This window comes from Micromonospora coxensis (genome assembly GCF_900090295.1).
Classification (GTDB): domain Bacteria; phylum Actinomycetota; class Actinomycetes; order Mycobacteriales; family Micromonosporaceae; genus Micromonospora; species Micromonospora coxensis.
Genome location: NZ_LT607753.1, coordinates 1,789,243 through 1,812,371, shown reverse-complemented (window position 1 = coordinate 1,812,371; position 23,129 = coordinate 1,789,243). Strand labels below are relative to the sequence as shown.

Annotated in this window: 23 protein-coding genes; 11 read left to right on the top strand and 12 right to left on the bottom strand. The window is 72.8% G+C overall.

Translation table 11 applies throughout. The features are described from left to right. Positions 1-75: 75 nt before the first annotated feature. Positions 76-1,275, bottom strand: coding sequence for a quinolinate synthase NadA (gene nadA, locus GA0070614_RS07975; protein ID WP_088975349.1), 1,200 nt, complete (start codon positions 1,273-1,275; stop codon positions 76-78). 68 nt (positions 1,276-1,343) lie between these two features. On the opposite strand from nadA, the gene GA0070614_RS07970 reads away from it, so the two are divergent. The 4 genes from GA0070614_RS07970 (at position 1,344) to GA0070614_RS07955 (ending at position 4,754) form a co-directional block, all read left to right on the top strand. Beyond that, positions 1,344-2,480, top strand: coding sequence for a glycerate kinase family protein (locus tag GA0070614_RS07970; protein ID WP_088975348.1), 1,137 nt, complete (start codon positions 1,344-1,346; stop codon positions 2,478-2,480). Between the two features lie 160 nt (positions 2,481-2,640). Beyond that, positions 2,641-3,009 (top strand): iron-sulfur cluster insertion protein ErpA, encoded by a 369-nt coding sequence (erpA, locus tag GA0070614_RS07965; RefSeq protein WP_088975347.1) that lies wholly within the window; start codon positions 2,641-2,643, stop codon positions 3,007-3,009. A gap of 243 nt (positions 3,010-3,252) precedes the next feature. After that, a complete protein-coding gene (locus GA0070614_RS07960) occupies positions 3,253-4,230 on the top strand; it encodes a carbohydrate kinase family protein (protein ID WP_088975346.1) in 978 nt (325 codons plus the stop codon). Continuing rightward, positions 4,227-4,754 carry an AAA family ATPase gene (locus tag GA0070614_RS07955; protein WP_088975345.1) on the top strand — a complete coding sequence of 176 codons (528 nt, stop codon included), beginning with the start codon at positions 4,227-4,229 and terminating at the stop codon, positions 4,752-4,754. Before GA0070614_RS07960 ends, GA0070614_RS07955 begins: the two co-directional genes overlap by 4 nt. A 106-nt stretch (positions 4,755-4,860) precedes the next feature. Here GA0070614_RS07955 and GA0070614_RS07950 read toward each other — a convergent pair whose 3' ends face one another. Next, complete coding sequence (locus GA0070614_RS07950) at positions 4,861-5,088, bottom strand: sulfurtransferase TusA family protein (RefSeq protein ID WP_088975344.1); 228 nt, start codon at positions 5,086-5,088, stop codon at positions 4,861-4,863. Next, positions 5,085-6,236, bottom strand: coding sequence for a cysteine desulfurase family protein (locus GA0070614_RS07945; RefSeq protein WP_088975343.1), 1,152 nt, complete (start codon positions 6,234-6,236; stop codon positions 5,085-5,087). The genes GA0070614_RS07950 and GA0070614_RS07945 overlap by 4 nt, the downstream gene beginning before the upstream one ends. A gap of 229 nt (positions 6,237-6,465) precedes the next feature. Here GA0070614_RS07945 and ctaC point away from each other — a divergent pair, with 229 nt between their 5' ends. Beyond that, entirely contained in the window at positions 6,466-7,440 is a 975-nt protein-coding gene (ctaC, locus tag GA0070614_RS07940; RefSeq protein ID WP_088975342.1) for an aa3-type cytochrome oxidase subunit II, read from the top strand. A 10-nt stretch (positions 7,441-7,450) separates the two neighbouring features. Beyond that, entirely contained in the window at positions 7,451-7,879 is a 429-nt protein-coding gene (locus GA0070614_RS07935) for a cytochrome c oxidase subunit 4 (protein ID WP_088975341.1), read from the top strand. 97 nt (positions 7,880-7,976) lie between these two features. On the opposite strand, the gene GA0070614_RS07930 is transcribed toward GA0070614_RS07935, so the two are convergent. The 4 genes from GA0070614_RS07930 to GA0070614_RS07915 all read right to left on the bottom strand — a co-directional run bounded on the left by GA0070614_RS07930 (position 7,977) and on the right by GA0070614_RS07915 (position 11,029). Next, complete coding sequence (locus GA0070614_RS07930) at positions 7,977-8,183, bottom strand: hypothetical protein (protein WP_088975340.1); 207 nt, start codon at positions 8,181-8,183, stop codon at positions 7,977-7,979. Between the two features lie 136 nt (positions 8,184-8,319). Further along, the gene (gene trpD / locus GA0070614_RS07925) at positions 8,320-9,366 is read right to left on the bottom strand and encodes an anthranilate phosphoribosyltransferase (RefSeq protein WP_088975339.1); all 1,047 of its coding nucleotides are present in this window, start codon (positions 9,364-9,366) and stop codon (positions 8,320-8,322) included. Between the two features lie 95 nt (positions 9,367-9,461). Beyond that, positions 9,462-9,857 (bottom strand): response regulator, encoded by a 396-nt coding sequence (locus tag GA0070614_RS07920; protein ID WP_088975338.1) that lies wholly within the window; start codon positions 9,855-9,857, stop codon positions 9,462-9,464. A gap of 185 nt (positions 9,858-10,042) precedes the next feature. Continuing rightward, positions 10,043-11,029, bottom strand: a complete 987-nt coding sequence (locus GA0070614_RS07915; RefSeq protein WP_088975337.1) for a cytochrome c oxidase assembly protein — start codon at positions 11,027-11,029, stop codon at positions 10,043-10,045. A gap of 108 nt (positions 11,030-11,137) precedes the next feature. On the opposite strand from GA0070614_RS07915, the gene ctaE reads away from it, so the two are divergent. The 5 genes from ctaE (at position 11,138) to GA0070614_RS07890 (ending at position 16,277) form a co-directional block, all read left to right on the top strand. Beyond that, positions 11,138-11,737: an aa3-type cytochrome oxidase subunit III gene (gene ctaE, locus GA0070614_RS07910; RefSeq protein WP_088975336.1), complete on the top strand. Its 600-nt coding sequence runs from the start codon at positions 11,138-11,140 to the stop codon at positions 11,735-11,737. 72 nt (positions 11,738-11,809) lie between these two features. After that, complete coding sequence (gene qcrC, locus GA0070614_RS07905; RefSeq protein WP_088975335.1) at positions 11,810-12,643, top strand: cytochrome bc1 complex diheme cytochrome c subunit; 834 nt, start codon at positions 11,810-11,812, stop codon at positions 12,641-12,643. Positions 12,644-12,710: 67 nt separating this feature from the next. Next, positions 12,711-13,796 carry a cytochrome bc1 complex Rieske iron-sulfur subunit gene (gene qcrA, locus GA0070614_RS07900; RefSeq protein ID WP_088975334.1) on the top strand — a complete coding sequence of 362 codons (1,086 nt, stop codon included), beginning with the start codon at positions 12,711-12,713 and terminating at the stop codon, positions 13,794-13,796. Next, positions 13,793-15,421 (top strand): cytochrome bc1 complex cytochrome b subunit, encoded by a 1,629-nt coding sequence (gene qcrB / locus GA0070614_RS07895; RefSeq protein WP_088975333.1) that lies wholly within the window; start codon positions 13,793-13,795, stop codon positions 15,419-15,421. Before qcrA ends, qcrB begins: the two co-directional genes overlap by 4 nt. Positions 15,422-15,599: 178 nt before the next feature. Further along, positions 15,600-16,277 carry a DUF4142 domain-containing protein gene (locus GA0070614_RS07890; RefSeq protein WP_088975332.1) on the top strand — a complete coding sequence of 226 codons (678 nt, stop codon included), beginning with the start codon at positions 15,600-15,602 and terminating at the stop codon, positions 16,275-16,277. Between the two features lie 64 nt (positions 16,278-16,341). Here GA0070614_RS07890 and GA0070614_RS07885 read toward each other — a convergent pair whose 3' ends face one another. The 5 genes from GA0070614_RS07885 to GA0070614_RS07860 form a co-directional block, all read right to left on the bottom strand. Then, positions 16,342-16,629 carry an Lrp/AsnC family transcriptional regulator gene (locus GA0070614_RS07885; RefSeq protein ID WP_088975331.1) on the bottom strand — a complete coding sequence of 96 codons (288 nt, stop codon included), beginning with the start codon at positions 16,627-16,629 and terminating at the stop codon, positions 16,342-16,344. A 74-nt stretch (positions 16,630-16,703) separates the two neighbouring features. Continuing rightward, positions 16,704-17,558, bottom strand: coding sequence for a sugar phosphate nucleotidyltransferase (locus GA0070614_RS07880; RefSeq protein WP_088979310.1), 855 nt, complete (start codon positions 17,556-17,558; stop codon positions 16,704-16,706). Positions 17,559-17,740: 182 nt separating this feature from the next. Further along, positions 17,741-18,280, bottom strand: a complete 540-nt coding sequence (locus tag GA0070614_RS07875) for an NUDIX hydrolase (RefSeq protein WP_088975330.1) — start codon at positions 18,278-18,280, stop codon at positions 17,741-17,743. Between the two features lie 1,122 nt (positions 18,281-19,402). Continuing rightward, positions 19,403-21,193 (bottom strand): RelA/SpoT family protein, encoded by a 1,791-nt coding sequence (locus tag GA0070614_RS07865; protein ID WP_088979309.1) that lies wholly within the window; start codon positions 21,191-21,193, stop codon positions 19,403-19,405. Between the two features lie 128 nt (positions 21,194-21,321). After that, positions 21,322-23,079 carry a DEDD exonuclease domain-containing protein gene (locus tag GA0070614_RS07860; protein ID WP_088975328.1) on the bottom strand — a complete coding sequence of 586 codons (1,758 nt, stop codon included), beginning with the start codon at positions 23,077-23,079 and terminating at the stop codon, positions 21,322-21,324. Between the last annotated feature and the right edge of the window lie 50 nt (positions 23,080-23,129).

Genomic DNA, 23,129 nt, shown 5'->3' with positions numbered 1-23,129 from the left:
TCGGTCACATCACCGAGCACGGCACGAACCGGGGTGTCCGGTGCGTATCCGTACCAGTGATGTGACCGTCCGTGATCAAGCCGCCGTCGGCGGCGGGGTGTCGGCACCGGGCAGCGCGAGCATCTGGTCCAGCGCCACCCGCGCGTGGTGCGCGGTGTCCGGGTCCACGGTGATCTGGTTGACCACTCGACCGGCGGCCAGCTCCTCCAGCGCCCACACCAGGTGCGGCAGGTCGATCCGGTTCATCGTCGAGCAGTAGCAGACCGCCTTGTCCAGGAACATGATCTGCTTGTCCGGGTGGGCCAGCGCCAGCCGGCGCACCAGGTTCAGCTCGGTGCCCACCGCCCACGCCGAGCCGGCCGGAGCCGCCTCGATGGTCTTGATGATGTACTCCGTCGAGCCGACGTGGTCGGCGGCGGTGACCACCTCGTGCCGGCACTCCGGGTGCACCAGCACGTTGACCCCGGGCACCCGCTCGCGGACCTCGTCGACGCTGTCCAGGGTGAAGCGGCCGTGCACCGAGCAGTGCCCGCGCCACAGGATCATCTTCGCGTCGCGCAGCTGCTCGGCGGTGAGTCCGCCGTTCGGCTTGTGCGGGTCGTACAGCACGCAGTCGTCCAGCGACAGGCCCATCTCCAGCACGGCCGTGTTGCGGCCGAGGTGCTGGTCGGGCAGGAAGAGCACCTTCGAGCCCTGCTGGTACGCCCAGTCCAGGGCCCGCTTCGCGTTCGACGAGGTGCAGACCACGCCACCGTTGCGCCCGACGAAGCCCTTGATGTCCGCCGAGGAGTTCATGTAGGTCACCGGGACGGTGTCGGCCGCGACGCCCAGTTCGGTCAGCACGTCCCAGGCGGTCTCGACCTGCGACAGCACCGCCATGTCGGCCATCGAGCAGCCGGCGGCCAGGTCGGGCAGGATCACCTTCTGCGCGTCCGAGGTGAGGATGTCGGCGCTCTCGGCCATGAAGTGCACGCCGCAGAAGACGATGTACTCCGCGTCCGGCCGGGCGGCCGCCTCGCGGGCCAGCTTGAACGAGTCGCCGGTGACGTCGGCGAACTGGATCACCTCGTCGCGCTGGTAGTGGTGCCCCAGCACGAAGACCTTGGTGCCCAGCGCGGCCTTCGCCGCCGCCGCCCGGGCCACCAGGTCGGGGTCGCTCGGCGCCGGCAGGTCACCCGGACACTCCACGCCACGCTCGGTGGCGGGGTCGCTGCCGCGGCCGAGGAGCAGCAGCGCAGTGGCGGTGTTGGAGGGCTCAACCCAGGTCGAAGTCACGCCTCCCATGGTCCCACAGCGTGGCGGCCGCGCAGCCTCCGCCGGTGTGGGCTGCCACACTGCCAGGCATGCGCGTGCTGCTCTGTCCGGACAAGTTCGCCGGTACCCTGGCGGCCCAGGAGGTCGCCACCGCCGTCGCCGAGGGGTGGCGCGCCGTCGCCGCCGACGACGACCTGCTGATCCGACCGCTCGCCGACGGCGGGCCGGGGTTCGTCGCGGTGCTCGCCGACGCGCTCGGCGGCCGGCGGATCCCGGTGCCGACCGTCGACCCGCTCGGCCGGCCCACCGCCGGTGAGATCCTGCTCACCGACGACGGCACCGCCTACCTGGAGAGCGCCCAGGCGTGCGGGCTGCACCTGCTCGCCCCCACCGAACGCGACCCGAAGGCCACCACCTCGTACGGGCTGGGGACGCTGGTCACCGCCGCCGTCGAGCAGGGCGCCCGCACCGTGGTCGTCGGCCTCGGCGGCTCCGGCACCAACGACGGCGGGGCCGGCATGATCACCGCGCTCGGCGCCACTGCGCTGGACGAGGCCGGCCGGGCCCTGCCGTACGGCGGGGCGGCGCTGGTCGGGATCGCCGCGCTCGACGGCGCGCCCCGGCTGCGCGGGGCGACCCTGGTCGCCGCCACCGACGTGGACAACCCGCTGCTCGGGCTGCACGGCGCCAGCAACGTGTACGGCCCGCAGAAGGGCGCCACCCGCGAGGACGTGCTGCTGCTCGACGCCGCCCTGGAGCGCTGGGCCGCCGTGCTGGAGAAGGACCTGCCGGGCTGCCCGCCCGGGCTGGGCGCGCTGCCCGGCGGCGGGGCGGCCGGTGGGCTCGGCGCGGCGATCCTCGCCCTGGGCGGGCGCTGCGAGTCCGGCATCGACCTGGTCACCCGGGCGATCGGGCTGGACGCCGCCCTCGACGCCGCCGACCTGGTGATCACCGGGGAAGGCTCGTTCGACCACCAGTCGCTGCGCGGCAAGGTGGTCGCCGGGGTGGCCGGGGCCGCCCGGGACCGGGGGGTGCCCTGCGTGGTGCTGGCGGGACGGGTGAGCACCGGGAGGCGGGAGGCCGCCGCCGCCGGCGTCACCGACGCGTACAGCCTGGTGGAGCACTTCGGCGGGGAGGAGCACGGCGGGGTGGAGGCGGCGATGGGCCGACCGGCGGAGGGACTGCGGGCGCTGGGCGCCCGGCTGGCCCGGCAGTGGAGCCGCTGAGACGCCCTGCCGGCCGCCCACCTCGGGCGCAGGTCACGCCACCGGAGGTGACCTCGGCGGCAGCGGCGTACCATCGGATCCGGACCACACCGGGAATCACTGGACGACGTGCGACGTTGGCCAGTGCGTCCGGACCCATACCGCGCAGGGAGATTTCCACGTGACCACGCCAGCGCAGACCGAGTCGACCGAGGCCCAGGCCCCTACTTCCGTCGTCCTCACCGACGTCGCGGCGCAGAAGGTCAAGGCCCTGATCGAGCAGGAGGGCCGCGACGACCTGCGGCTCCGTGTCGCGGTGCAGCCCGGTGGCTGCTCCGGCCTGCGGTACCAGCTCTTCTTCGACGAGCGTTCGCTCGACGGTGACGTCGTCTCCGACTTCGACGGTGTCGAGGTCGTCGTCGACCGGATGAGCGCCCCCTACCTGGCCGGGGCGACCATCGACTTCGCCGACCGCATCGACGCCCAGGGCTTCACCATCGACAACCCGAACGCGGGCAACTCCTGCGCCTGCGGCGACTCGTTCAGCTGAGTCGCGACACCGTCGCCGTGCAGCGGGGCCGCCCTCCGGGGCGGCCCCGCTGCCGTTCGGCGGGTGCTCGGCCGGGGGATCACCCCGGCGAACCCGCGCCCGGCCCGGGTGGGCGTACCGGCGGTGACGACCGGGTGGCCGGCACGCGAGCCGCGGGTGGCATGTCGTCGACCGACCCTCGACCACCCGCCGGCGCGGACCGGTAGGCTGACCGGCGCCGTGCTCCCGACCCCGAGGGTTGACATGAAGATCGCCGTGACCGGCTCGATCGCGACCGACCACCTGATGAGCTTCCCCGGTCGCTTCGCCGACCAGTTCATCGCCGACCAGCTGCACAAGGTGTCGCTGTCGTTCCTCGTGGACGACCTGGTGCTGCGCCGCGGCGGGGTCGCGGCCAACATCGCCTTCGGCATGGCGCAGCTCGGGCTGCGCCCGATCCTGCTCGGCGCGGTCGGCGCCGACTTCGCCGACTACCGCTCCTGGCTGGAGCGGCACGGCGTGGACTGTGACTCCGTGCACGTCAGCGAGGTGGCGCACACCGCCCGCTTCGTCTGCACCACCGACACCGACATGTGCCAGATCGCCAGCTTCTACGCCGGGGCGATGAGCGAGGCCCGCAACATCGAGCTGTCCCCGGTGGCGCAGCGGGTCGGCGGCCTCGACCTGGTGCTGGTCGGCGCGAACGACCCCGAGGCGATGATCCGCCACTCCGCCGAGTGCCGGGAGCGCGGCTACGCCTTCGTCGCCGACCCGTCCCAGCAGCTCGCCCGGATGGAGGGCGAGGACGTGCTCGGCCTGATCGACGGCGCCGAGTACCTGATGACCAACGACTACGAGAAGTCGCTGCTGCAGAGCAAGGCCGGCCTCTCCGACGCCCAGCTGCTGGACCGGGTCAAGGTCCGGGTCACCACGCTGGGCAAGGACGGCGCGGAGATCGCCGGCCGGGACTTCGACACCATCCACGTGCCGATCGCCCGGGAGATCCAGGCCGTCGACCCGACCGGCGTCGGCGACGGCTTCCGGGCCGGCTTCTTCACCGCCCTGTCCTGGGGCCTGGGGCTGGAGCGCGCCGCCCAGGTCGGCTCGCTGCTGGCCACCCTGGTGCTGGAGACCGTCGGCACCCAGGAGTACGAGGTGCGCCGCGACCTGTTCGTCAAGCGTCTGGCCGAGTCGTACGGCGACGACGCCGCCGAGGACGTGCGGCCGCACCTGCTGCCGTGAGCACCGCGCCCGCCACCGACGGTCGGGTGCTGGTCGCGTTCGCCGGCCTGCCGGGCGTGGGGAAGAGCACCCTCGCCGGGCGGGTCGGCGCGGCGCTGGGCGCCCCGGTGCTGCCGGTGGACCCGGTCGAGCGGGCGCTGGCCCGGTACGGCCTGGTCGGTGACGTGCCGGGCATGGCCGCGTACGCCGCGGTGGCCGGGCTGGCCGAGGTGCAGCTCGGCCTCGGCCTGAGCGTGGTGGTGGACGCGGTCAACCCGGTGGCGAGCGCCCGGGGGCTCTGGCACGACCTGGCCGAGCGGACCGGGGTGCCGCTGCGGATGATCGAGGTGCACTGCGGGGACGAGGCGGAGCACCGCCGCCGCGTCGAGGCCCGGCTCCCCGCCGAGCCCGACCCCTTCACCCCCACCTGGGAGCAGACCCTGACCCGCCGCGCCGGGTACCAACCGATCATCGGCCCCCGCCTGGTCGTCGACACCACCGTCGACCTCGACCCCCTGCCCGCCATCCTCAGCTACCTGCGCTGATTCCACCCGCGCCGCTGCGCCGATCTCGCCGTTCCGGTGAGGACACGCCCCTTCCGGGCGTGACTCCGCCCCGGGAACTGCCCGATCCACGGGGGAGGGGGCAGGATCAGTGGCGGCGGCGGACGTCGTAGCCCGGGGGGTCGGGGTGGGCGCCGACGAAGTCCTGGTCACGCATGCGGCACCAGGCGGGGATGTCGACGGCGGCGGCCGGGTCGTCGGCGAGGACCCGCAGGACCGCGCCGACGGGCAGCTCCGGCAGCCGGCGGGCCAGCGCGATGACCGGCAGCGGGCAGCGCTGACCCCGGCAGTCGAGCACCTCGGTCGGCCCGGTCACAGCCCCACCACCCCGGCCTCGGCGCGCAGGTCGGCGACGATGCCGGGCAGCTCGGCCAGGAACCGCTCGACGTCCGCCTCGGTCGTCTCCCGGTGCAGCGACACCCGGACGTTGCCGTGCGAGAGCACCCCCATCGCCTCCAGCACGTGCGACGGACGCAGCGTCGAGGAGGTGCAGGACGAACCGGAGGAGACCGCGAAACCGCGCCGGTCCAGCGCGTGCAGCAGCACCTCGCCGTCGACGTACAGACAGGAGAAGGTGACCAGGTGCGGGAGGCGCTCCACCGGGTCGCCGACCACCTCCACGTCCGGCACCTGAGCCGCCACCCGCTCGCGGATCCGGTCCACCAGCGGCGCCAGCCGGGCCGCCTCGGCCGCCGCGTCGGCCGCCGCCGCGCGCAGGCTCGCCGCCGCCGCCACGACCGCCGGCAGGTTCAACACCCCCGGGGTACGCCCCGACTCCCGCTCGTCGGCCGGCCACGGCGACTCCCAGCGGGTGCCCTTGCGCACCACCAGCAGCCCGACGCCGGGTGGGCCGCCCCACTTGTGCGCGCTGGCGCTCAGCACCGACCAGCCCTGCGGCACCGCCGTGCGCCCGAGCACCTGGGCCGCGTCCACGTACAGCGGGACGCCGGCCTCGGCGCAGAGTTCCGCCGCCGCCGCGACCGGCTGGACGGTGCCCACCTCGTGGCTGGCCGCGATCAGCGCGGCGAGCGCCACCCCCGGGGCGCGGACCGCGTCGGCCCAGGCGGTGAGGTCGAGTCGGCCGAGCCGGTCCACCGGCACCACGGTCGCCGCCCCGCCGCCGGCCACGTGCCGCTCGGCGGCGTGCAGCACCGCCGAGTGCTCGATCGCGGAGTGCGCCAGGACCGCCCCGGCCCGCCGCCGCCCGGCCAGGCCGCCGAGCACCGCGGAGTGCGCGGCCGTCGTACCGCTGGGGGTGAAGGAGAGTTCGTCGGCGCGGACGCCGAGGGTGGCCGCGGTGGCCTCGCGGGCGGCGTCGAGGAGCTGGCGGGCCCGTCGGGCCTGCGTGTACAGCTTGCCGGGGTCGGCCCAGCCGTCGTCGAGGGCGGCCAGCAGCGCCTGCCGGGCGACCGGGTGCAGCGGCGCGGCGGTGGCCGCGTCCAGGTAGACCGGGGAGGAAGTCACAGTGCCATCCTTGTTCGCGACTGCGGGGCTCGCAGGACCGGCTCACTCCTCGCGCTCACGGCTCTCCACGCTAGCGCGTCGGTATGCCCAAGATCCCCCCGATGGGGGCGGACAGTGACCCCAAGACGGTCGAGCCCCTCATGGTCGAGTAATCTGCGACCGTCGGTGACGCCTTTGCCGTCGGTGCTGATGACAAAAGCCCCGCGGCGCGCTAGGGAGGCAGGACCAGGTGGTCGCAAGGAGTTCGGAGGTACGGCCGTCGGCCGTACGGCACAGCGCTTCCCCGGGAGCCGGTGGACGCCGGCGGCGTGGTGCTGGTCGGCTCGCCGGGCTCGGCCTCGGTGGAGCTGCGCTGCTGGTGCTGCTCACCGGCTGTGACGTCGGCTCGGCGGTGGACGGCTTCGGCTGGCCCCAGGGCGGCATCACGCCGGAGTCGAACCGGATGTACGACCTGTGGATCGCCTCCTGCATCGCCGCCCTCGCGGTCGGCGTCTTCGTGTGGGGCCTGATCTTCTGGTGCGTCGTGCGCTACCGCAAGCGTGGCAACGAGCTGCCGGTGCAGACCCGCTACAACCTGCCGATGGAGTTCCTCTACACCATCGCCCCGATCCTGGTCGTCTCCGTGCTCTTCTACTACACGGCGGTCGTCCAGACCGACGTGGTGCGGACGACGAAGAACCCCGACGTCACCGTCGAGGTCGTCGCCTTCAAGTGGAACTGGCAGTTCAACTACCGCGACGGGCAGGGCGAGGACGCCAACACGGTCGCCTCGGTCCTCGGCACCAGCGAGGTCATCCCGGTGCTGGTCCTGCCGACCGACCGGTCGATCCGCTTCGAGGAGACCAGCCGCGACGTCATCCACTCGTTCTGGGTGCCGGAGCTGCTGTTCAAGCGCGACGTCATGCCGGGCAACGTGCGCAACGTCTTCGAGGTCTCGAAGCTGGAGACCGAGGGCGCGTACGTCGGCCGCTGCGCCGAGCTCTGCGGCAGCTACCACGCCTTCATGAACTTCGAGCTGCGCGTCGTCTCCCCCGAGGAGTACGACCGGTTCCTGGCCGCCAAGCGTGACGGCAAGTCGACGCAGGAGGCGCTGACCGCCATCGGCGAGGAGCCGTACGCGCAGACCACCACGCCGTTCGACACCCGCCGCAACACGGCCAACTTCAACCCGGACGAGGTCGTCTCGTCCGGCGCGGGAAACTGAGGGATCCGGCATGAAGACCGAGTGGCGCATCTTTTTGATCATCGCCGCGTTCCTGCTCGGCGCGACGATCCTCTACGGCGTCTGGACGTGGGGCGACTCCGGCGGCCAGGTCGAGTGGGTCGGCACCGTGGCCCTGCTGCTGTCGTTCCTGCTCTGCACGATGTGCGGCGGCTTCTTCTGGTTCGTCTCCCGCCGCATCGACCTGCGGCCGGAGGACCGGCCGGACGGCGAGATCGCCGACGGCGCGGGCGAGATCGGCTTCTTCAGCCCGGGCAGCTACTGGCCGTTCGGCCTGGCGCTGGCCGCCGCGCTGGCCGGCCTGGGCCTGGTGTACTGGCAGTTCTGGCTGCTGGGCGTCGGCCTGGTCGCGGTGATCTTCGCGACGTGCGGCCTGCTCTTCGAGTACTACACCGGCACCCGGCGTACCGCCGAGCACTGACCCACGGGTTCACACGAAGGCCCGCCTCCCTCGGGGAGGCGGGCCTTCGTCGTGTTGCGGCGCGACGTGGCGTCGCGGTGCCCGCCGGGGACGCCGGTCAGGCGGCGCGGCGGTGGGGGACCGGGCGACGGCCCCGGCGGTCCAGGCGCGGGGCTTGGAAGGCGAAGGTGGCGATCAGCACGGCGGCGCCGCAGCCCGTGCAGAGCAGTTCGGGGCAGTCGGCGTCGTGGCCGTCGACGCAGGGCGGGGCCTCGAACGGCTGAACGCCCTCGCAGGTGTCGCAGTAGAGTTCGCGGTCCGACACGGGCGTCTCCTCTCGCTCCGGTGTCCGCCGACGGGCATCGCCGCCATCGGTGGAAAACGGAAAATTACTCCCGTGTAGTTTCGCACGCCCCTCCGACAGTTCCGGCCGCGCCACCCGCCCGCGACGGGTCGCCGGATCAGAGGGAGCGGCCGAGGTCGATCCAGCGCTCCAGGACGCCGGCCGCGGCACCCGAGTCGATCGACTCCGCGGCCCGGTCCAGCCCGGCCCGCAGCGCCTCGGTCAGGTCGCCGTCGAGGCGGCCCTGGGTGGCCAGCGCGGCGGCGGAGTTCACCAGGACCGCGTCGCGCACCGGCCCGGTCTCCCCGGCCAGCAGTCGACGGGCCACCCCGGCGTTGTACGCGGCGTCACCACCTCGCAGGTCGGCGAGGGTGGCCCTGGGTACCCCGAGGTCGGTCGCGTCCAGCAGCGCCTCTCTGACGGTGCCCTGCTGGGCCACCCAGACACGGGTGTGTGCGGCGGTGGTGAACTCGTCGAGCCCGTCCTCGCCGCGCATCACGATCGCCGAGTCGCCCCGGGCGGCGAAGACGCTCGCCATCACCGGCGCCATCCGCGCGTCGAAGCAGCCGACCGCGCCCGACCGGGGCCGGCCGGGGTTGGTCAGCGGGCCGAGGAAGTTGAAGAAGGTGGGCACGCCGACCTCGCGGCGCACCGGGCCGGCGTGCCGCATGCCGGGGTGGAAGCGGGGGGCGAAGCAGAACCCGATGCCCACCTCGGCCACGCACCGGGCGACCTGCTCGGGTGCCAGGTCCAGCGGGACGCCGAGGAACTCCAGCAGGTCCGCGGTGCCGCAGGACGAGGAGGCGGCGCGGTTGCCGTGCTTGACCACGCGGACCCCGGCGCCGGCCACCACCAGGGCGGTCATCGTGGAGATGTTCACGGTGTGGGCGAGGTCACCGCCGGTGCCCACCACGTCCAGCGCGGTGCGGCGCAGCTCCTCGGGGAGCACCACCTCGACCGAGCGGCCCAGCATCGCCTCGACCAGCCCGGCCAGCTCGGCCGGCGTCTCGCCCTTGGCGCGCAGCGCCACCGCGAAGGCGGCGATCTGGGCCGGAGCGGCCGCGCCGGTCATGATCTCGTCCATCGCCCACGCGGTGTCGGCGGTGGAGAGCTCCTCGCCGCGCAGCAGCGCGTTGAGCAGAAGCGGCCAGGTCCGTTCGCCCATGGTGGGCCTCCCGAGCAGGCGTGGGGGGGTGCGGGGTGGGACGGATCGGGCGCCCGTCGACCCGGGCGCCGAGGGGAGCCGCCGGGCGCGGTGACTCAGGCGGCGGCGCGCGGACGCAGCAGCTCGGCGACCGTGGTGCCGGTGGTCACCGGGTCGAGCGGGTGCACCAGCGTGGCGTCGACCTGCGCGTACGCGGCGAGCCACCGGTCGGCGGCGCGGGCGATCACCACACAGGTGGGCGGGGCGTCGTCCCGGTCGTCCTTGATCTGGCGGGCGATGCCGAGGCCGCCGCCGGGGCTGGCCTCGCCGTCGAGCAGCATCAGGTCGATCTCGTAGTCGTCGACCAGCCGGACGCACTCGGCGTAGTCGGAGGCCTCGACGAACTCGAGCACCAGGCCGGGGGCGGGGCGGGTGCCGACGGCCAGCCGCATCCGGTCCCGGACCTTCGGGTCGTCGCTGTAGAGCAGGACGGTGCACTGACGATCGCTCATGCCGGCTCTCCGCTTCGTTCCGGGCCGTCCTGAGGCGCCCGGGCGCCGAGCCTGACGACCCGCTCGCTGCGCTCACTCATCGCTGGACTGGCTCCCACCTCTAGCTGCCGGGTGATCGTACCGCTCGGTGTGGCGTACCCGACATCCCGCCCGTCGGGTGCGGTGGGGCGGGACGTCAGTGCAGGTCAGGCCGGTGCGCCGGGGGCCGGAGCGGCGGCCGTGGCGGGGTCGGCGGTACGCTCGCGGGCCTCCTGACGGTCCAGCTCACGGTCCAGCCGGCGGGCCTCCCGCTCGGACTGCTTGATCCACTGCACCACCAGCACCGCGAGCATGGTCACACTGACGAACTCGCCGCCGGCCCAGAGCACACCGCCGGCCACCACCTGGTCGCTCCACGGGTCGGACCAGGCGAGGTCGAGCGAGGGGTACCAGTCCCCGCCGAAGAGCGTGCTGCTCTGCATGACGGTCAGCCCGAGCACCGTGTGGAACGGCACCGACAGCAGCATCAACAGCGCCCGCGCCGGGTACGGCCAGCGGCCGGGCAGCGGGTCGAGGCCGAGCAGCGGCCAGAAGAACACGCAGCCGGTGGCGATGAAGTGCGCGTGCACCAGCTCGTGCGCCCAGGCGTGCTCCAGGGTGTAGCGGTACAGGTCGGTGAAGTAGAGCGCGAACGGGTTCACCACGAAGATGGCGAACGCCACCAGCGGGAAGCTGTAGATCTTCGCGATCCGGCTGTGCACGACCGCCAGCAGCCGCTTGCGCGGGCGTACGGGCAGGGTGCGCAGGGCCAGGGTGACCGGGGCGCCCAGGGCCAGGAAGATCGGGGAGACCATGGACAGCGCCATGTGCTGGACCATGTGCACCGACAGCAGCGTGGTGTCGTACGCGCCCAGCCCGCTGAGCGTGACCGCGGCGATGCCGCCGAGGCCCGGGCCGAGGAAGCAGACCGTGCGCACCAGCGGCCAGCGGTCGCCGCGCAGCCGCAGCCGGTACGCGCCGTAGAGATAGAGGCCGGCGGCGAGCAGGAGGCCCAGGGTCAGCCAGCTGTCGAGCTGGATCTCGGTGAAGATCCGGGCGACGGTGAACGGCGGCGGGACGGCGTCGCCCCCGGCCGCGAGGACGGCCGCCGAGCCTGCCGAGGTGGCGGCGAAGATCGAATCGACGTGCAGCACGCTTTTCAGGCTAGGCCAGGCGAACCGGACCGCCACGATCGGGCCATCCCCGGCCCCGGTTTGGCCCCCCGCTGATCGCCCGCGCCGGTCAAGGGCAATAATGACCGCGTGACTGCGGCCCCAGCCATTGACAAGAGCCGGATCCACTCCCTGACCCGACCCAACATGGTCAGCGTCGGGACGATCGTGTGGCTCTCCAGCGAACTCATGTTCTTCGCGGCGCTGTTCGCGATGTACTTCTCCATCCGCGCGGCGGCGCCGGAGCAGTGGGAGAAGCACACCGAGGCACTGAACATCCCGTACGCGACCACCTTCACGGTGATCCTGGTGCTCTCCTCGGTGACCTGCCAGCTCGGTGTCTTCGCGGCCGAGAAGGGTGACGTCCACGCCCTGCGGCGCTGGTTCACGATCACCTTCGTGATGGGCCTGATCTTCGTGCTCGGCCAGGTCAACGAGTACCGCGAGCTGGTGCACGAGGGCGTCAAGATCAACGAAGACGGTTACGGGTCGATGTTCTACCTGACCACCGGCTTCCACGGTCTGCACGTGACCGGCGGTCTCGTCGCCTTCATCATCTTCATGATCCGCACCACCATGGGCCGGTTCACCCCGGCGCAGGCCACGTCGGCGATCGTCGTGTCGTACTACTGGCACTTCGTCGACGTCGTGTGGATCGGGCTCTACGCCATGATCTACTGGCTTCAGTGATCTTGGCGCGTCACGAACCGCGCCGCTGCTCCGTCCCCTGAGACAAGGTCCAACCGGTTAAGGACACAGGTCATGACTTCTGACAACGACCGCCGACGCGGTCTGCTCGCGCGGCTGCGCGGGCGGCCCGTGGCGCGCAGCAGGGGCCGCCGCCGGCTGGGCGCCGCGGTCCGGCTGATCGCCGCGCTGACGCTGGCCGGCGGCGCCTACACCGTCTTCGCCCCCGGCGTGCAGGCGCAGGAAAACCCGCCGCTGACCGGCGCCGCGGCCGAGGGCAAGGCGCTGTTCGACGTGAGCTGCGTGACCTGCCACGGTCGCAACGCGCAGGGCGTCGAGGGTCGTGGCCCGAGCCTGGTCGGCGTCGGCGCCGCCTCGGTGGAGTTCCAGGTCGGCACCGGCCGCATGCCGATGGCCCGCCAGGAGGCGCAGGCCCTGCGCAAGCCCCCGGTCTTCACCGACGAGCAGGTGCGCCAGCTCGGCCAGTACGTCCAGGAGCTCGGCGGCGGCCCGGAGGTCCCCGAGGGCGACCTGCGCGAGGGCGCCGACCTGGCCACCGGTGGTGAGCTGTTCCGGATCAACTGCTCGCAGTGCCACGCCTTCGGCGGTGGCGGCGGCGCGCTCTCCTCCGGCAAGTTCGCGCCGAGCCTGCGCCCGGCCAGCGACCGGCAGATCTACGCCGCCATGCTGAGCGGCCCGCAGAACATGCCGGTCTTCGGGGACAACCAGATCACTCCGGAGCAGAAGGCGGACATCATCGCCTACATCCAGGAGACCCTGAAGCACGACCAGGACCAGGGCGGTTTCAACCTGGGCCGGTACGGCCCGTCGACCGAGGGTCTCGCGATCTTCCTGGTCGGCATCGTCGCGCTGGTCTTCGCGAGCCTGTGGATTGCGGGCAAGTCGTGACCGAGCGGAACGTCATTACCAGTGCCGTGGTGCCGTGCTCCGGCACCACCCGTAGCGAGGTGACGGCATGAGCACCCACACCGAGCACCAGGCCCCGCAGGGCCGGGAGCCGCTCGACGTGCTGGACCCCCGGGTGTCCCGCTTCGACATCGTCCAGGAGGGCGCCCGCCGGGACGACATCGAGATCGTCCACTACGAGCCGCAGGTCGTCCCGGGCAGCAAGGCCGAGCGCCGGCTGACCCGTACGGTCGCCTCGATGTTCCTGCTCACCGGCCTCGCCGCGACCGCCTTCCTGGTCGTCTACATCTGGTGGCCGTGGCAGTGGGAGCCGGGTCGCGGTGGCGACAAGCTCTACACCCCGCTGCTCGGCCTCACCCTGGGTCTCGCCCTGCTCGGCATCGGCTTCGGCATCCTCACCTGGGGCAAGAAGCTGCTGCCCAAGGAGGTCTCGATCCAGGACCGGCACGACGGGCCCGGTTCGTCCGAGGACCGCAAGATCACCGGCGAGACCATGCTCTACCTGGCCGACGAGATGGGCGTGCGGCGCCGGCCGCTGCTCGGCGTCTCGCTGGTCGCCGGTCTGCTCCCGGTGGGCGCGGTCGCCGCGGCCCCGCTGGTCGGTGGCCTGATCTCGCAGCCGCACAAGAACAACCAGATGTTCACCACCGGCTTCGCGCCGGTCGACGGCCGCAAGGTCCGGCTGGTCCGTGAGGACGGCCGCCCGATCCGCCCGGCGGACATCAGCGCCGGTGGTCAGCTCACCGTCTTCCCCGGCATCGACCACGGCGTGAGCAACAAGTACGCCGACTCGCCGACGCTGCTGATCCACCTGCGCGAGACCGACGCGGTGGAGTCCCGCGAGGCCAACGCCCGGGTGGGCCACGGCGACTACATGTGGGGCAACTACGCGGCGTACTCGAAGATCTGCACGCACGCCGGCTGCCCGGCGAGCCTGTACGAGCAGCAGACCAACCGGCTGCTCTGCCCGTGCCACCAGTCGCAGTTCCTGATCACCGACAACGCCCGGCCCATCTTCGGCCCGGCCAGCCGTCGGCTGCCGCAGCTGCCGATCGAGGTGGACGAAGAGGGCTTCTTCGTGGCGAAGTCCGACTACACCGAAACCATCGGTCCCGACTTCTGGGAGCGGCCGTGAAGCGCCGAAAGTTCGATGCAGCAGCGGTGCCGGCCAAGACGGCCGGTGCGGTGGACGACCGCTTCCAGGTCGCCACCCCGCTGCGCAAACTCCTCAACAAGGTCTTCCCGGACCACTGGTCCTTCCTGCTCGGCGAGATCGCGCTCTTCTCGTTCGTCGTGCTGCTGATGACCGGTGTCTTCCTGACCTTCTTCTACGAGCCGGCGATGACCGAGGTGGTCTACAACGGCAGCTACGCCCCGCTGCGGGGCACGCCGATGTCCGCCGCGTACGCCTCCAGCCTGGACATCTCGTTCGACGTCCGCGGTGGCCTGATCATGCGGCAGATGCACCACTGGTCGGCGCTGCTGTTCATGGCCGCGATCGTCGTGCACATGATGCGGGTCTTCTTCACCGGCGCGTTCCGCAAGCCGCGGGAGACGAACTGGATCATCGGTTCGCTGCTGTTCTGGGTCGGCTTCCTGGCCGGCTTCACCGGCTACTCGCTGCCGGACGACGGCCTCTCCGGCACCGGTCTGCGGATCGCCTCCGGCATCATGCTCTCGATCCCGGTGATCGGCTCCTGGCTGACCTCGTCGATCTTCGGCGGTGAGTTCCCCGGCACGATCATCATCAGCCGGTTCTACATCGCCCACGTGTTGCTGATCCCGGGTCTGCTGCTCGCGCTGATCGGCGCCCACCTGGGCCTGGTCTTCAAGCAGAAGCACACCCAGTGGCCCGGCCCCGGCCGGACCAACGAGAACGTGGTCGGCGAGCGGATGTTCCCGCGCTACGCGCTCAAGCAGGGCGGCTTCTTCATGGTCGTCTTCGGCGTGATCGCGCTGATGGGCGGTCTGTTCCAGATCAACCCGATCTGGTACTTCGGCCCGTACGAGGCGTGGGTGGTCTCGGCCGCCAGCCAGCCCGACTGGTACGTCATGTTCCTCGACGGCTCGACCCGCCTCATGCCGGCCTGGGAGATCAACATCCCGATCGGCGACGGGTACGTCATCCCGCCGCTGTTCTGGCCCACGGTCGTGCTGCCGGGCATCCTGGTCGGCCTGTCGACGATGTACCCGTTCCTGGAGGCCCGCCGCCTCAAGGACCACAAGCACCACAACCTGCTCCAGCGGCCGCGGGACGTTCCGGCCCGTACCGCGGTGGGCGCCATGGCGGTGTCGTTCTACATCGTGCTGACCCTCTCCGGCGGCAACGACGTGATCGCCGACAAGTTCCAGATCAGCCTCAACGCGATGACCTGGGCGGGCCGGGTCGGCCTGCTGGTGATCCCGCCGCTGGCGTACTACGTCACGTACCGGATCTGCCTCGGCCTCCAGCAGCACGACCGGGAGGTGCTGGCCCACGGCGTGGAGACCGGCATCATCCGGCGCCTGCCGGACGGCCGGTTCGTCGAGGTGCACCAGCCACTGACCTCGGCCGACGGTCACGACGGACACGCCGAGCTGGACTACGTCGGCTGGGTGGTGCCGAAGAAGATGAACCGGCTCGGGGCCCTCGGCCCGGCGATCCGGGGCTTCTTCTACCCGATCGAGAAGCCGGCCGAGGCGCCGGTCTCGCCGGGACACCCGCCGGTCGAGCCGCGCGCCGAGCGCGAGGAGATCGGCAGCGGCGAGAGCCGTCGCTGACACACCTGCTGCACCGTGGCGCCCGCCGGAGTCCTCCGGCGGGCGCCACGCCCGTTTCCGGGCCGGTCGTCCCGGCTGTCCCGACGCGCCGGGCGAGCCTCCACCGACGGGTGGTAGGGCAGGAATAACCCCCGTCAGCCGGGTATCCGTGCGGTCCAACGGAAACGGGGAGGGAAACATGTTGGGTATCAAACGCCTGGGACTGCTGGCCGCGCTGGTCCTGGTCGGCATCGCGCCGGCCGCGGCCGCGCAGGCCGCCGCCCAGCCGTCACAGCAGGACACGCAGTATCTGCAGGCGGTTCACCAGGTGAACCTGTTCGAGATCGCGGCGGGCGACCTGGCCCAGCAGAAGGGCCAGAACGCGGACGTCAAGCGGCTCGGCGAGATGTTCAAGACGGACCACACCCAGCTCGACCAGACGGTGCAGAGCACCGCGCAGCAGTTGGGTGTGACCCTGCCGAATGAGCCCACCGCCGACCAGCAGCGGGTCGCCGACGAGCTGAACAACCTCAGCGGCGCCGAGTTCGACCGGGCGTGGGTGACGGCCCAGCTGGCCGGTCACGTGCAGGCCATCCAGGCCACCCAGACCGAGATCTCGCAGGGTTCCGAGCAGTCGGTGATCCAGCTGGCCCAGGACGCGCTGCCGGTCCTGCAGGCCCACTACGACGAACTGGTCGCCCTGGCCCAGCAGCTGGGCATCCCGGTCCCGCAGGCCAGCGCCAGCGGCACCCCGAGCCCGGGTGGCACCACCACGCCGGCTCCGGGCGGCACCACCGAGTCCCCGGCTCCGGGCGGCACGACCGAGCAGCCCGCTCCGGGTGGCACCACCGAGACGCCGGCTCCGGGTAACAGCTGACGTCACGGCACGACACACGGCCGGCCCGCCCTTCGGGGCGGGCCGGTCGCCGTACGTGGGTCGGTCAGTCGGCGTTGGCGAGACCGATCGCGAACGCCTCCTCCAGGTCGTGCTGGGAGTAGGCGCGGAACGCGATGTGCGACTCGGTGTCGATCACGCCGGGCACCTTGGAGATGCGGCCGGCGATGACCTCGGCGATCTGCTCGAACTCGCGGACCCGGACCACGGCGATCAGGTCCACGTGCCCGGCCACCGAGTAGACCTCGCTGACGCCGGGCAGGTTGGCCAGAGTCTCGGCCACCTCGGGGATCGAGTCGGTGGCGCAGTCGATCAGGACGATCGCGGTGATCACTGGACGATTCTCCGTTCGTCGACGTCGTGGCTCATGCTAGATGTTCGCCCGCCGGCCCGGACCGGGACGGCGGCTCAGCGCCGCTGCCCGGGCCCCGGTGCGCCGGCCGGCACGGTCAGGTCGTCGCCGGCCCGGATCACGTCGCGCAGCCGCTCGTGCGGCCCGACGGTCGCGCCGGGCCAGACCACCACCCGTTCCACGTCGCCGCGCACCACCGCTCCGGCCCCGACCACCGCCCGGCGTACCCGGCCGGTCACCGTGGCCGCCGGATCGACGAGGGCGCCGTCGCCGGCGGCGTGCAGGTTGGCGGCCAGGTAGTCGCCCGGGGTGCCGGTGTCGTAGAACGTGCCCGGGTAGGCCATCACCTCCAGCGCGCCCGCCGCCTCCGCCGGCCGCCACACCGCCCGGACCAGGTCGCCGAAGGTGGGCGGCAGGTCGCGGACCAGCCGCCACGGCAGCAGCGAGAACCCGGTGAAGACGTGCCCGGCGAAGGTGCCGGGAGCCGCCGGGTCCGCGGCCGGTCGACCGAGCAGTCGTACGCCGTGCCCGTCCCAGCCGTCGAGCAGCGCGGCGACGTCCGGGCCCGGGGCCGCGTGCGGATCGGCGAGGTACGCGTCGGCGTTGCCGACCAGCACCCCGCGTCCGTCGATCCAGTCGCGCAGGTTGCCCAGCCCACCGGCGGTGCCCAGCGGCTCGCCCGGCTCCACCGAGAGATGGGCCCGCTCACCGACGTGCGCGACCACCTGATCGGCCAGGTAGCAGGCGTTCACCGCGACCCGCCCGGGCCCGGCCAGGCCCAGCCCGGCGAGCCGGGCCAGCGCCCGGTCGAGCAGCGGCACGTTGCCGACGGGACAGAGCGCCTTGGGCACCCGCGCGGTCAGCGGGCGGAGCCGGGTCCCCTCACCGGCGGCGAGCACCACCGCACAGATCCCCGGGTACGCCTCGCCGCCGGCCGTCGCAGTGTCGGGCTCCGATGCCGTGCGGTGTGCGTGGTTCGGGCCTGGGGTCCTCGGGTGTGCGGTGCCCGGGCTCGGCGGTGTCGGGGGCGCGGGGTGCGGCCCCGGCTGCGCCCGGTGCGGGGCGTCCGGGGCGGTGGCGTGCCCGGGACCGGTCACGCCGGGGGCCGGCCGGCGGGCGGGGTCTGCCCGGCCAACGGACCGATGCCGTAGTGACCGAGGAGGAAGGCGGTGGCCCGGCTGAGCCGGGGCAGGTCGTCCAGCGAGTGCCAGGCGGCCTCGAAGACCTCCGCGCCGTCCACCTTGAGCGTGGTGGTCGACGCCGGCACCTCCGTCTCGAAGACCATGTCGACCCAGCCCTTGGCGTGCACCAGCGCGTTCGGCACGGCCGGGCGCAGCCGGTCGGGAGCCAGCCGGATGCCCGACTCCTCGTACAGCTCGCGGGCGGCGCCCACGACGGGGGCCTCGGCGCGCTGGAGCAGGCCGGCGGGCAGGGTCCAGCTGTAGCCGGGAGGCTGGCGCAGCAGCAGGATGCGGCCCACACCCTCGGCTTCGCTGTCCCGGACGAGGGTGACCGCGCCGACGACGTACTTCGGCACGGCGAGCCGGACCAGCCGCCGCCGCATCGTCACCGGCAGGCGGTAGAAGACCTTGTAGGCGACGGCCCGGCCGGTGGCGCGCGAGCGGGGGATCATGGGTCCAGGCTAGGCGGTCCACCCCCGCCCGTCATGCCGGGCCCCACACCACCCGCCCTGGCACCCATCCTCACCCCGCCCCCGCCCCCGCCCACCCGCCCCGTCACCCTGCTCCCTGCCCTGTCACCTGCTCCCTCGCCCCGTCACCCGCCTCCGCCCCGCCCGTCACCCACCCCTCTCGCCCAATCACCCACCTCCCTCGCCCTGTCAGCTGCTCCGTCCCGGTGATCAAGAAGTTTGGGGTCAGGATTCCGGCGGTGGAGGACGCATACCTCTTGATCACCGACGGCAGGCCGGCAGGGTGGACGACGTTCGGTGCCGGCGGGGCCGGCAGGGGGTGGTGTGGGTGGAGACGCTACGGACTTGAGCGCATGAATGGATCGGGGTCGGGCCAGGGGACGGTCGGGATGCGCGGCGTGCTGGTCGGTCGGCAGTGCGGCTGGGCATGGTGGTGCGGCGGTCGGGTGCGCTGAGGGCGCCGGGGTGGGCCCCGTCCGGGGCAGTGGGGTCCGTCGGGTGTGTCGGTGGATCCGAGCGGGGTGAGGCGGCCGCCGCTGCGATTCATTGGTGTGCTCAAGTCTGTAGCGGCCAGCCAGGTGCTGTGGTCAGCCCTGATGCTGCCTGAGTTGCTGGCCGGCCTGGTGCTGCGATCCATCCGCTGCGGCGGCCTGCTGCCGCAGCCAGCCCGCTGCAACCTGAGCTCGTGCCCTGGGAGCCAGTTGGGGCGTGCACATCTGGGGGCCTGGTTTCGCCGGGCCGGTGTCGTTGACCTGGGCGGGCTGAAGGCGCGTGCGTGCTGCGGGAGCCGGCCGGCGGGTACGAGGCAGGCCGGACAGCGGGAACCCAGGGCTGGCGGTGGGCTGCGGATGCCGGGAGGGTGGCTGGCGCGGTGTTCGGGCCTGGATCGGGGCCGGCCAGTGGGCTGCGGATGCCGGGAGGACGGCCGGCGCGGTGTTCGGGCCCGGAGCGGGGGCGGTGCGGTGGGCTGCGGACGCCAGGAGGGCGGCTGGCGCGTTGCTCCGGCCTGGATCGGGACCGGTGCGCGGGCTGCGGACACCGGGACGGCGGCCGGGCGCTGGTCCGGCCTGGACCGGGCGGGTGCGGCGGGCTGCCGGAGGTGCGTTACTGGCGGTGGTCCACCAGGTCGATGAGCTGCCGGACCACCTCGTCCGGCTCGACCGCCCGGTCGAAGACCGCGACCAGCAGGGTCTCCAGGTCGGGGTAGCCGAGTTCCTCGGACAGCCGCAGCAGCGGCAGGTCGCTGGCCAGACCCCGGTCGTGCTTGCGCAGCGCCAGGCCGATGGTGGCCCGGCCCAGGCGTACCTTGTCGGCGATGGAGATACCCGGCTCGGTGTGCTCGGCGAACCAGCGGTTGATCTGCATCTGGGCCTGGGGCGACTTGACGAAGCCGAGCCACTCCCGGCGTGGGCCGCGCGGGGCGGCCGTCGCCTCGAACCCGGTCTCGGCGTCGTTCTCGGTGAAGATCTCCACCACGTCGCCGTCCTCCAGTTCGGAGGAGAGCGGGGCCAGCCGCCCGTTGATCCGGGCGGCGAGACAGTGGTCGCCGCGTTCGGTGCCCAGCTCGTACGCCAGGTCGACCGGGGTGGCCCCGGCCGGGAGGACGACCTGACGGCCGTCGGCGACCACCTGGATCTGCGCCTCGGCCAGGTCGCAGCGCAACGACTCGAGGAACTGGGCCGGGTCGGGCGCCTCGTGTTCCCAGTCGAGCACCCGGCGCAGCCAGGCCAGCTGGTCGACCCGCACCGCGTCCGGACCGGCGGAGCGGGGGAAGCGGAAGTCCGCGGCGATGCCGTACTCCGCCCAGCGGTGCATCTCCCGGGTACGGATCAGCACCTCGACGGTGCGGTCCTGCGGACCACGGACGCTGGTGTGCAGGGACCGGTAGAGGTTGTTCTTCGGCGAGGCGATGAAGTCCTTGAACCGGCCGGGGATCGGCCGCCAGCGGCCGTGCACGGCGCCGAGGGCGGCGTAGCAGTCGGTGGCCGGACCGTCCACCACGATCACGATGCGCGGCAGGTCGAACGGGGCGGTGTGGCCGCCGGCCACGGTGTCCTTCCAGATCGAGTAGAGGTGCCGGGGGCGGGGGCTCACCTCGGCGTCCACCCGGCTGCGGCGCAGCGCCACCTTCGCCTGGGCGACCACCTCGTCGAGGTACGTGTTCCAGCCGGGCCGGTCGTGCACGTGCCGGGCGATGCGGGCGTGCTCGTCGGGCTCCAGGTGCAGCAGCACCACGTCGTCCAGCTCGCGTTTGAGGGTCTGGATGCCCAACCGGTCGCAGAGCGGGACGAGCACCTCCTGGGTCTTGCGGGCGATCCGCTCCCGGGAGGCGGCGGAGCGGACGCCGAGGGTGCGCATGTTGTGCAGCCGGTCGGCCAGCTTGATGATCAGCACCCGGACGTCCTTGCCGGCCGCGATGATCATCTTGCGGATCGTCTCCGCCTCGGCGGCCTTGCCGTAGAACGCCTTGTCGAACTTGGTCACCCCGTCGACCAGGTGGGCCACCTCGCGGCCGAAGTCCTCGGCGAGCGCCTGCAACGTGTAGCGGGTGTCCTCCACCGTGTCGTGCAGCAGCGCCGCGACCAGGGTGGTGGTGTCCATGCCGAGGTCGGCGCAGATCTCGGCGACCGCCAGCGGATGGGTGATGTACGGCTCGCCGCTCTTGCGGAACTGACCGCGGTGCATGTTCTCCGCGATCGTGTACGCCCGGCGCAGCACCGACGGGTCGGCGTTCGGGTGGATGCCACGGTGGCTGCGGACCAGCGGGCTGACCGGGTCGGTGTCGTTGGTCGGCCAGCTGAGCAGGGACCGCAGCCGGCGGGCCAGCGGCAGCTCCCCGGGCTGGGTCGGGAGCGCGCCCCCCAGGGCGGCGCCGTGTCCGGCGTCGACGTCCACGAGGGACACCTCCTCACCCCGGCTCCGCGGTCACCGTCGCCGGCAACCGGAAGCAGGCCCACGAAACGGGCAGGACTGCACTCCCTTAACAGCCTAAGTGAGGCGAGGTCGTCCGATCGGTTACTTGCTCATGAGCGTTCGGTCGAGAGTTGGTGGGATCCTCCGTTCTCGGCCTTCGCCAGGAGGTCGCGGAAGCGGGCCGCGCCGGAGATCGGCGAGGACCACTCGTCGGTCATCTCCACCAGGCGGGTCTCCGGTCGTTCCAACCAGGACAGGATGCGTTCGGTCTCCTCGGCGGAGGCCCGGGGCACCGGTCCGTGCCCCGGTGGCACCGTCTCGGCGGTCGCCCGGATCGCGGCGATGGTCGGTCGGGGGTGGACGCCGGGCGGGGAGACCCCGGCCCCGGCCAGCCGGCCGTGCCGGACCAGCGCCAGCTCCCAGCCACCGCCGGCGGCGGGCCGGGCGGCGGCCAGCTCGGCGATCCGGGTCAGCGCGGCCAGCCGCTGCATCCGTACGGTGGCCCGCAGCACCGCCGCCAGCCGGGAGCGCACCACCGCGGCCTCCTCGTAGCGCTGGGCCGCCGAGAGCGTCTCGATCCGGGCGAGCAGGGCGTCGACCACCACCTGCGGGTCGTTCGTGGTCGCGGTGCGGAACGGGGCGGCGGCGCGGTGGTCGTACTCGTCGGGGGTGATCCGGTGCTCGCAGGGCGCCGGGCAGCGGCCCAGCTCGGCCAGCGCGCAGGCCGGCGTGACCGTGCGCAGCGAGAGCCGGTGGGTGCACTGGCGCAGCGGGACCGCGTCGTGGAACCCCGCGGCGGCCAGCTCGGCGGCCTGCTTGGAGCGGAACGGCCCGAGGTACGCGGTGTCGGTCACGGAGAGGGCGCGCACCACGGACAGCCGCGGGTACGCCTCGTCGGTCAGCTTGAGCCAGACCATCCGCTCCGGGAACTTGGAGCGGCGGTTGTACGGCGGCGCGTGCGCGGCGATCAGCCGCAGCTCGCGGACCTCCGCCTCGAGCGGGTGGGCGCACTCGACCGCCTCCACCCGCTCGGCGGCGGCCAGCATCTCCGACATCCGGGCCCGCTTCTCGGCGGCGGTGAAGTAGCTGCGCACCCGGGTGGCGATGTCGCCGGAGGTGCCGACGTAGAGCGGCCGGTCGTCGGCGGCCCGGAAGATGTAGACCCCGGGCGCCTTGGGCAGCCCTTCGGCGAGGTGCCGCTTGCGCCGCTGGGTCGGGGTGACCGCCCGGGCGAACTCGATCGCCTCGCCGACCGTGTCGACCCGGTGCCCGCCGAGCCGGGCGATCAGCCCGTGCAGCACGTCGACGGTGGCCTTAGCGTCGTCCAGCGCCCGGTGGGTCGGCTGGGTGGCGGTGCGGAAGTACGCGGCGAGGGTGCCGAGCTTGCGGTTGGGCACCTCGTCGCGGGTGAGCACCCGCCGGGCCAGCGCCGCGGTGTCGAGCACCCGGGGGTTGGGCCAGCGGTAGCCGTGCTTGGCGCAGGCGGCCTTGAGGAAGCCCACGTCGTAGGGGGCGTTGTGGGCGACCAGCACCGCGTCGGAGATGAACTCCAGAAAGCTCGGCAGCACCTGCTCGATCGGCGGGGCGGGCACCAGCATGGCCTGGGTGATGCCGGTCAGGACGGTGATGAACGGCGGGATCGGCACCCCCGGGTTGACCAGGGTGGCGAGCACCCCCAGCTCCTCGCCGCCGCGCACCTTGACCGCGCCGATCTCGGTGATCCCGCCGCCGTCCGGCGCCCCGCCGGTGGTCTCCAGGTCGACCACCACGAAGGTGGTCGCGTAGAGCGGCAGGGTCGGGTCGACCCCGCCGCCCGCCGTCGGATCCAGACCGGCCAGCGTCTGCTGGACGTACTCCCCAGGTGCCACGGGCGGCACGGTAACCGGCCGGTCCGACACTCCCGGCACACCGGTCCCAG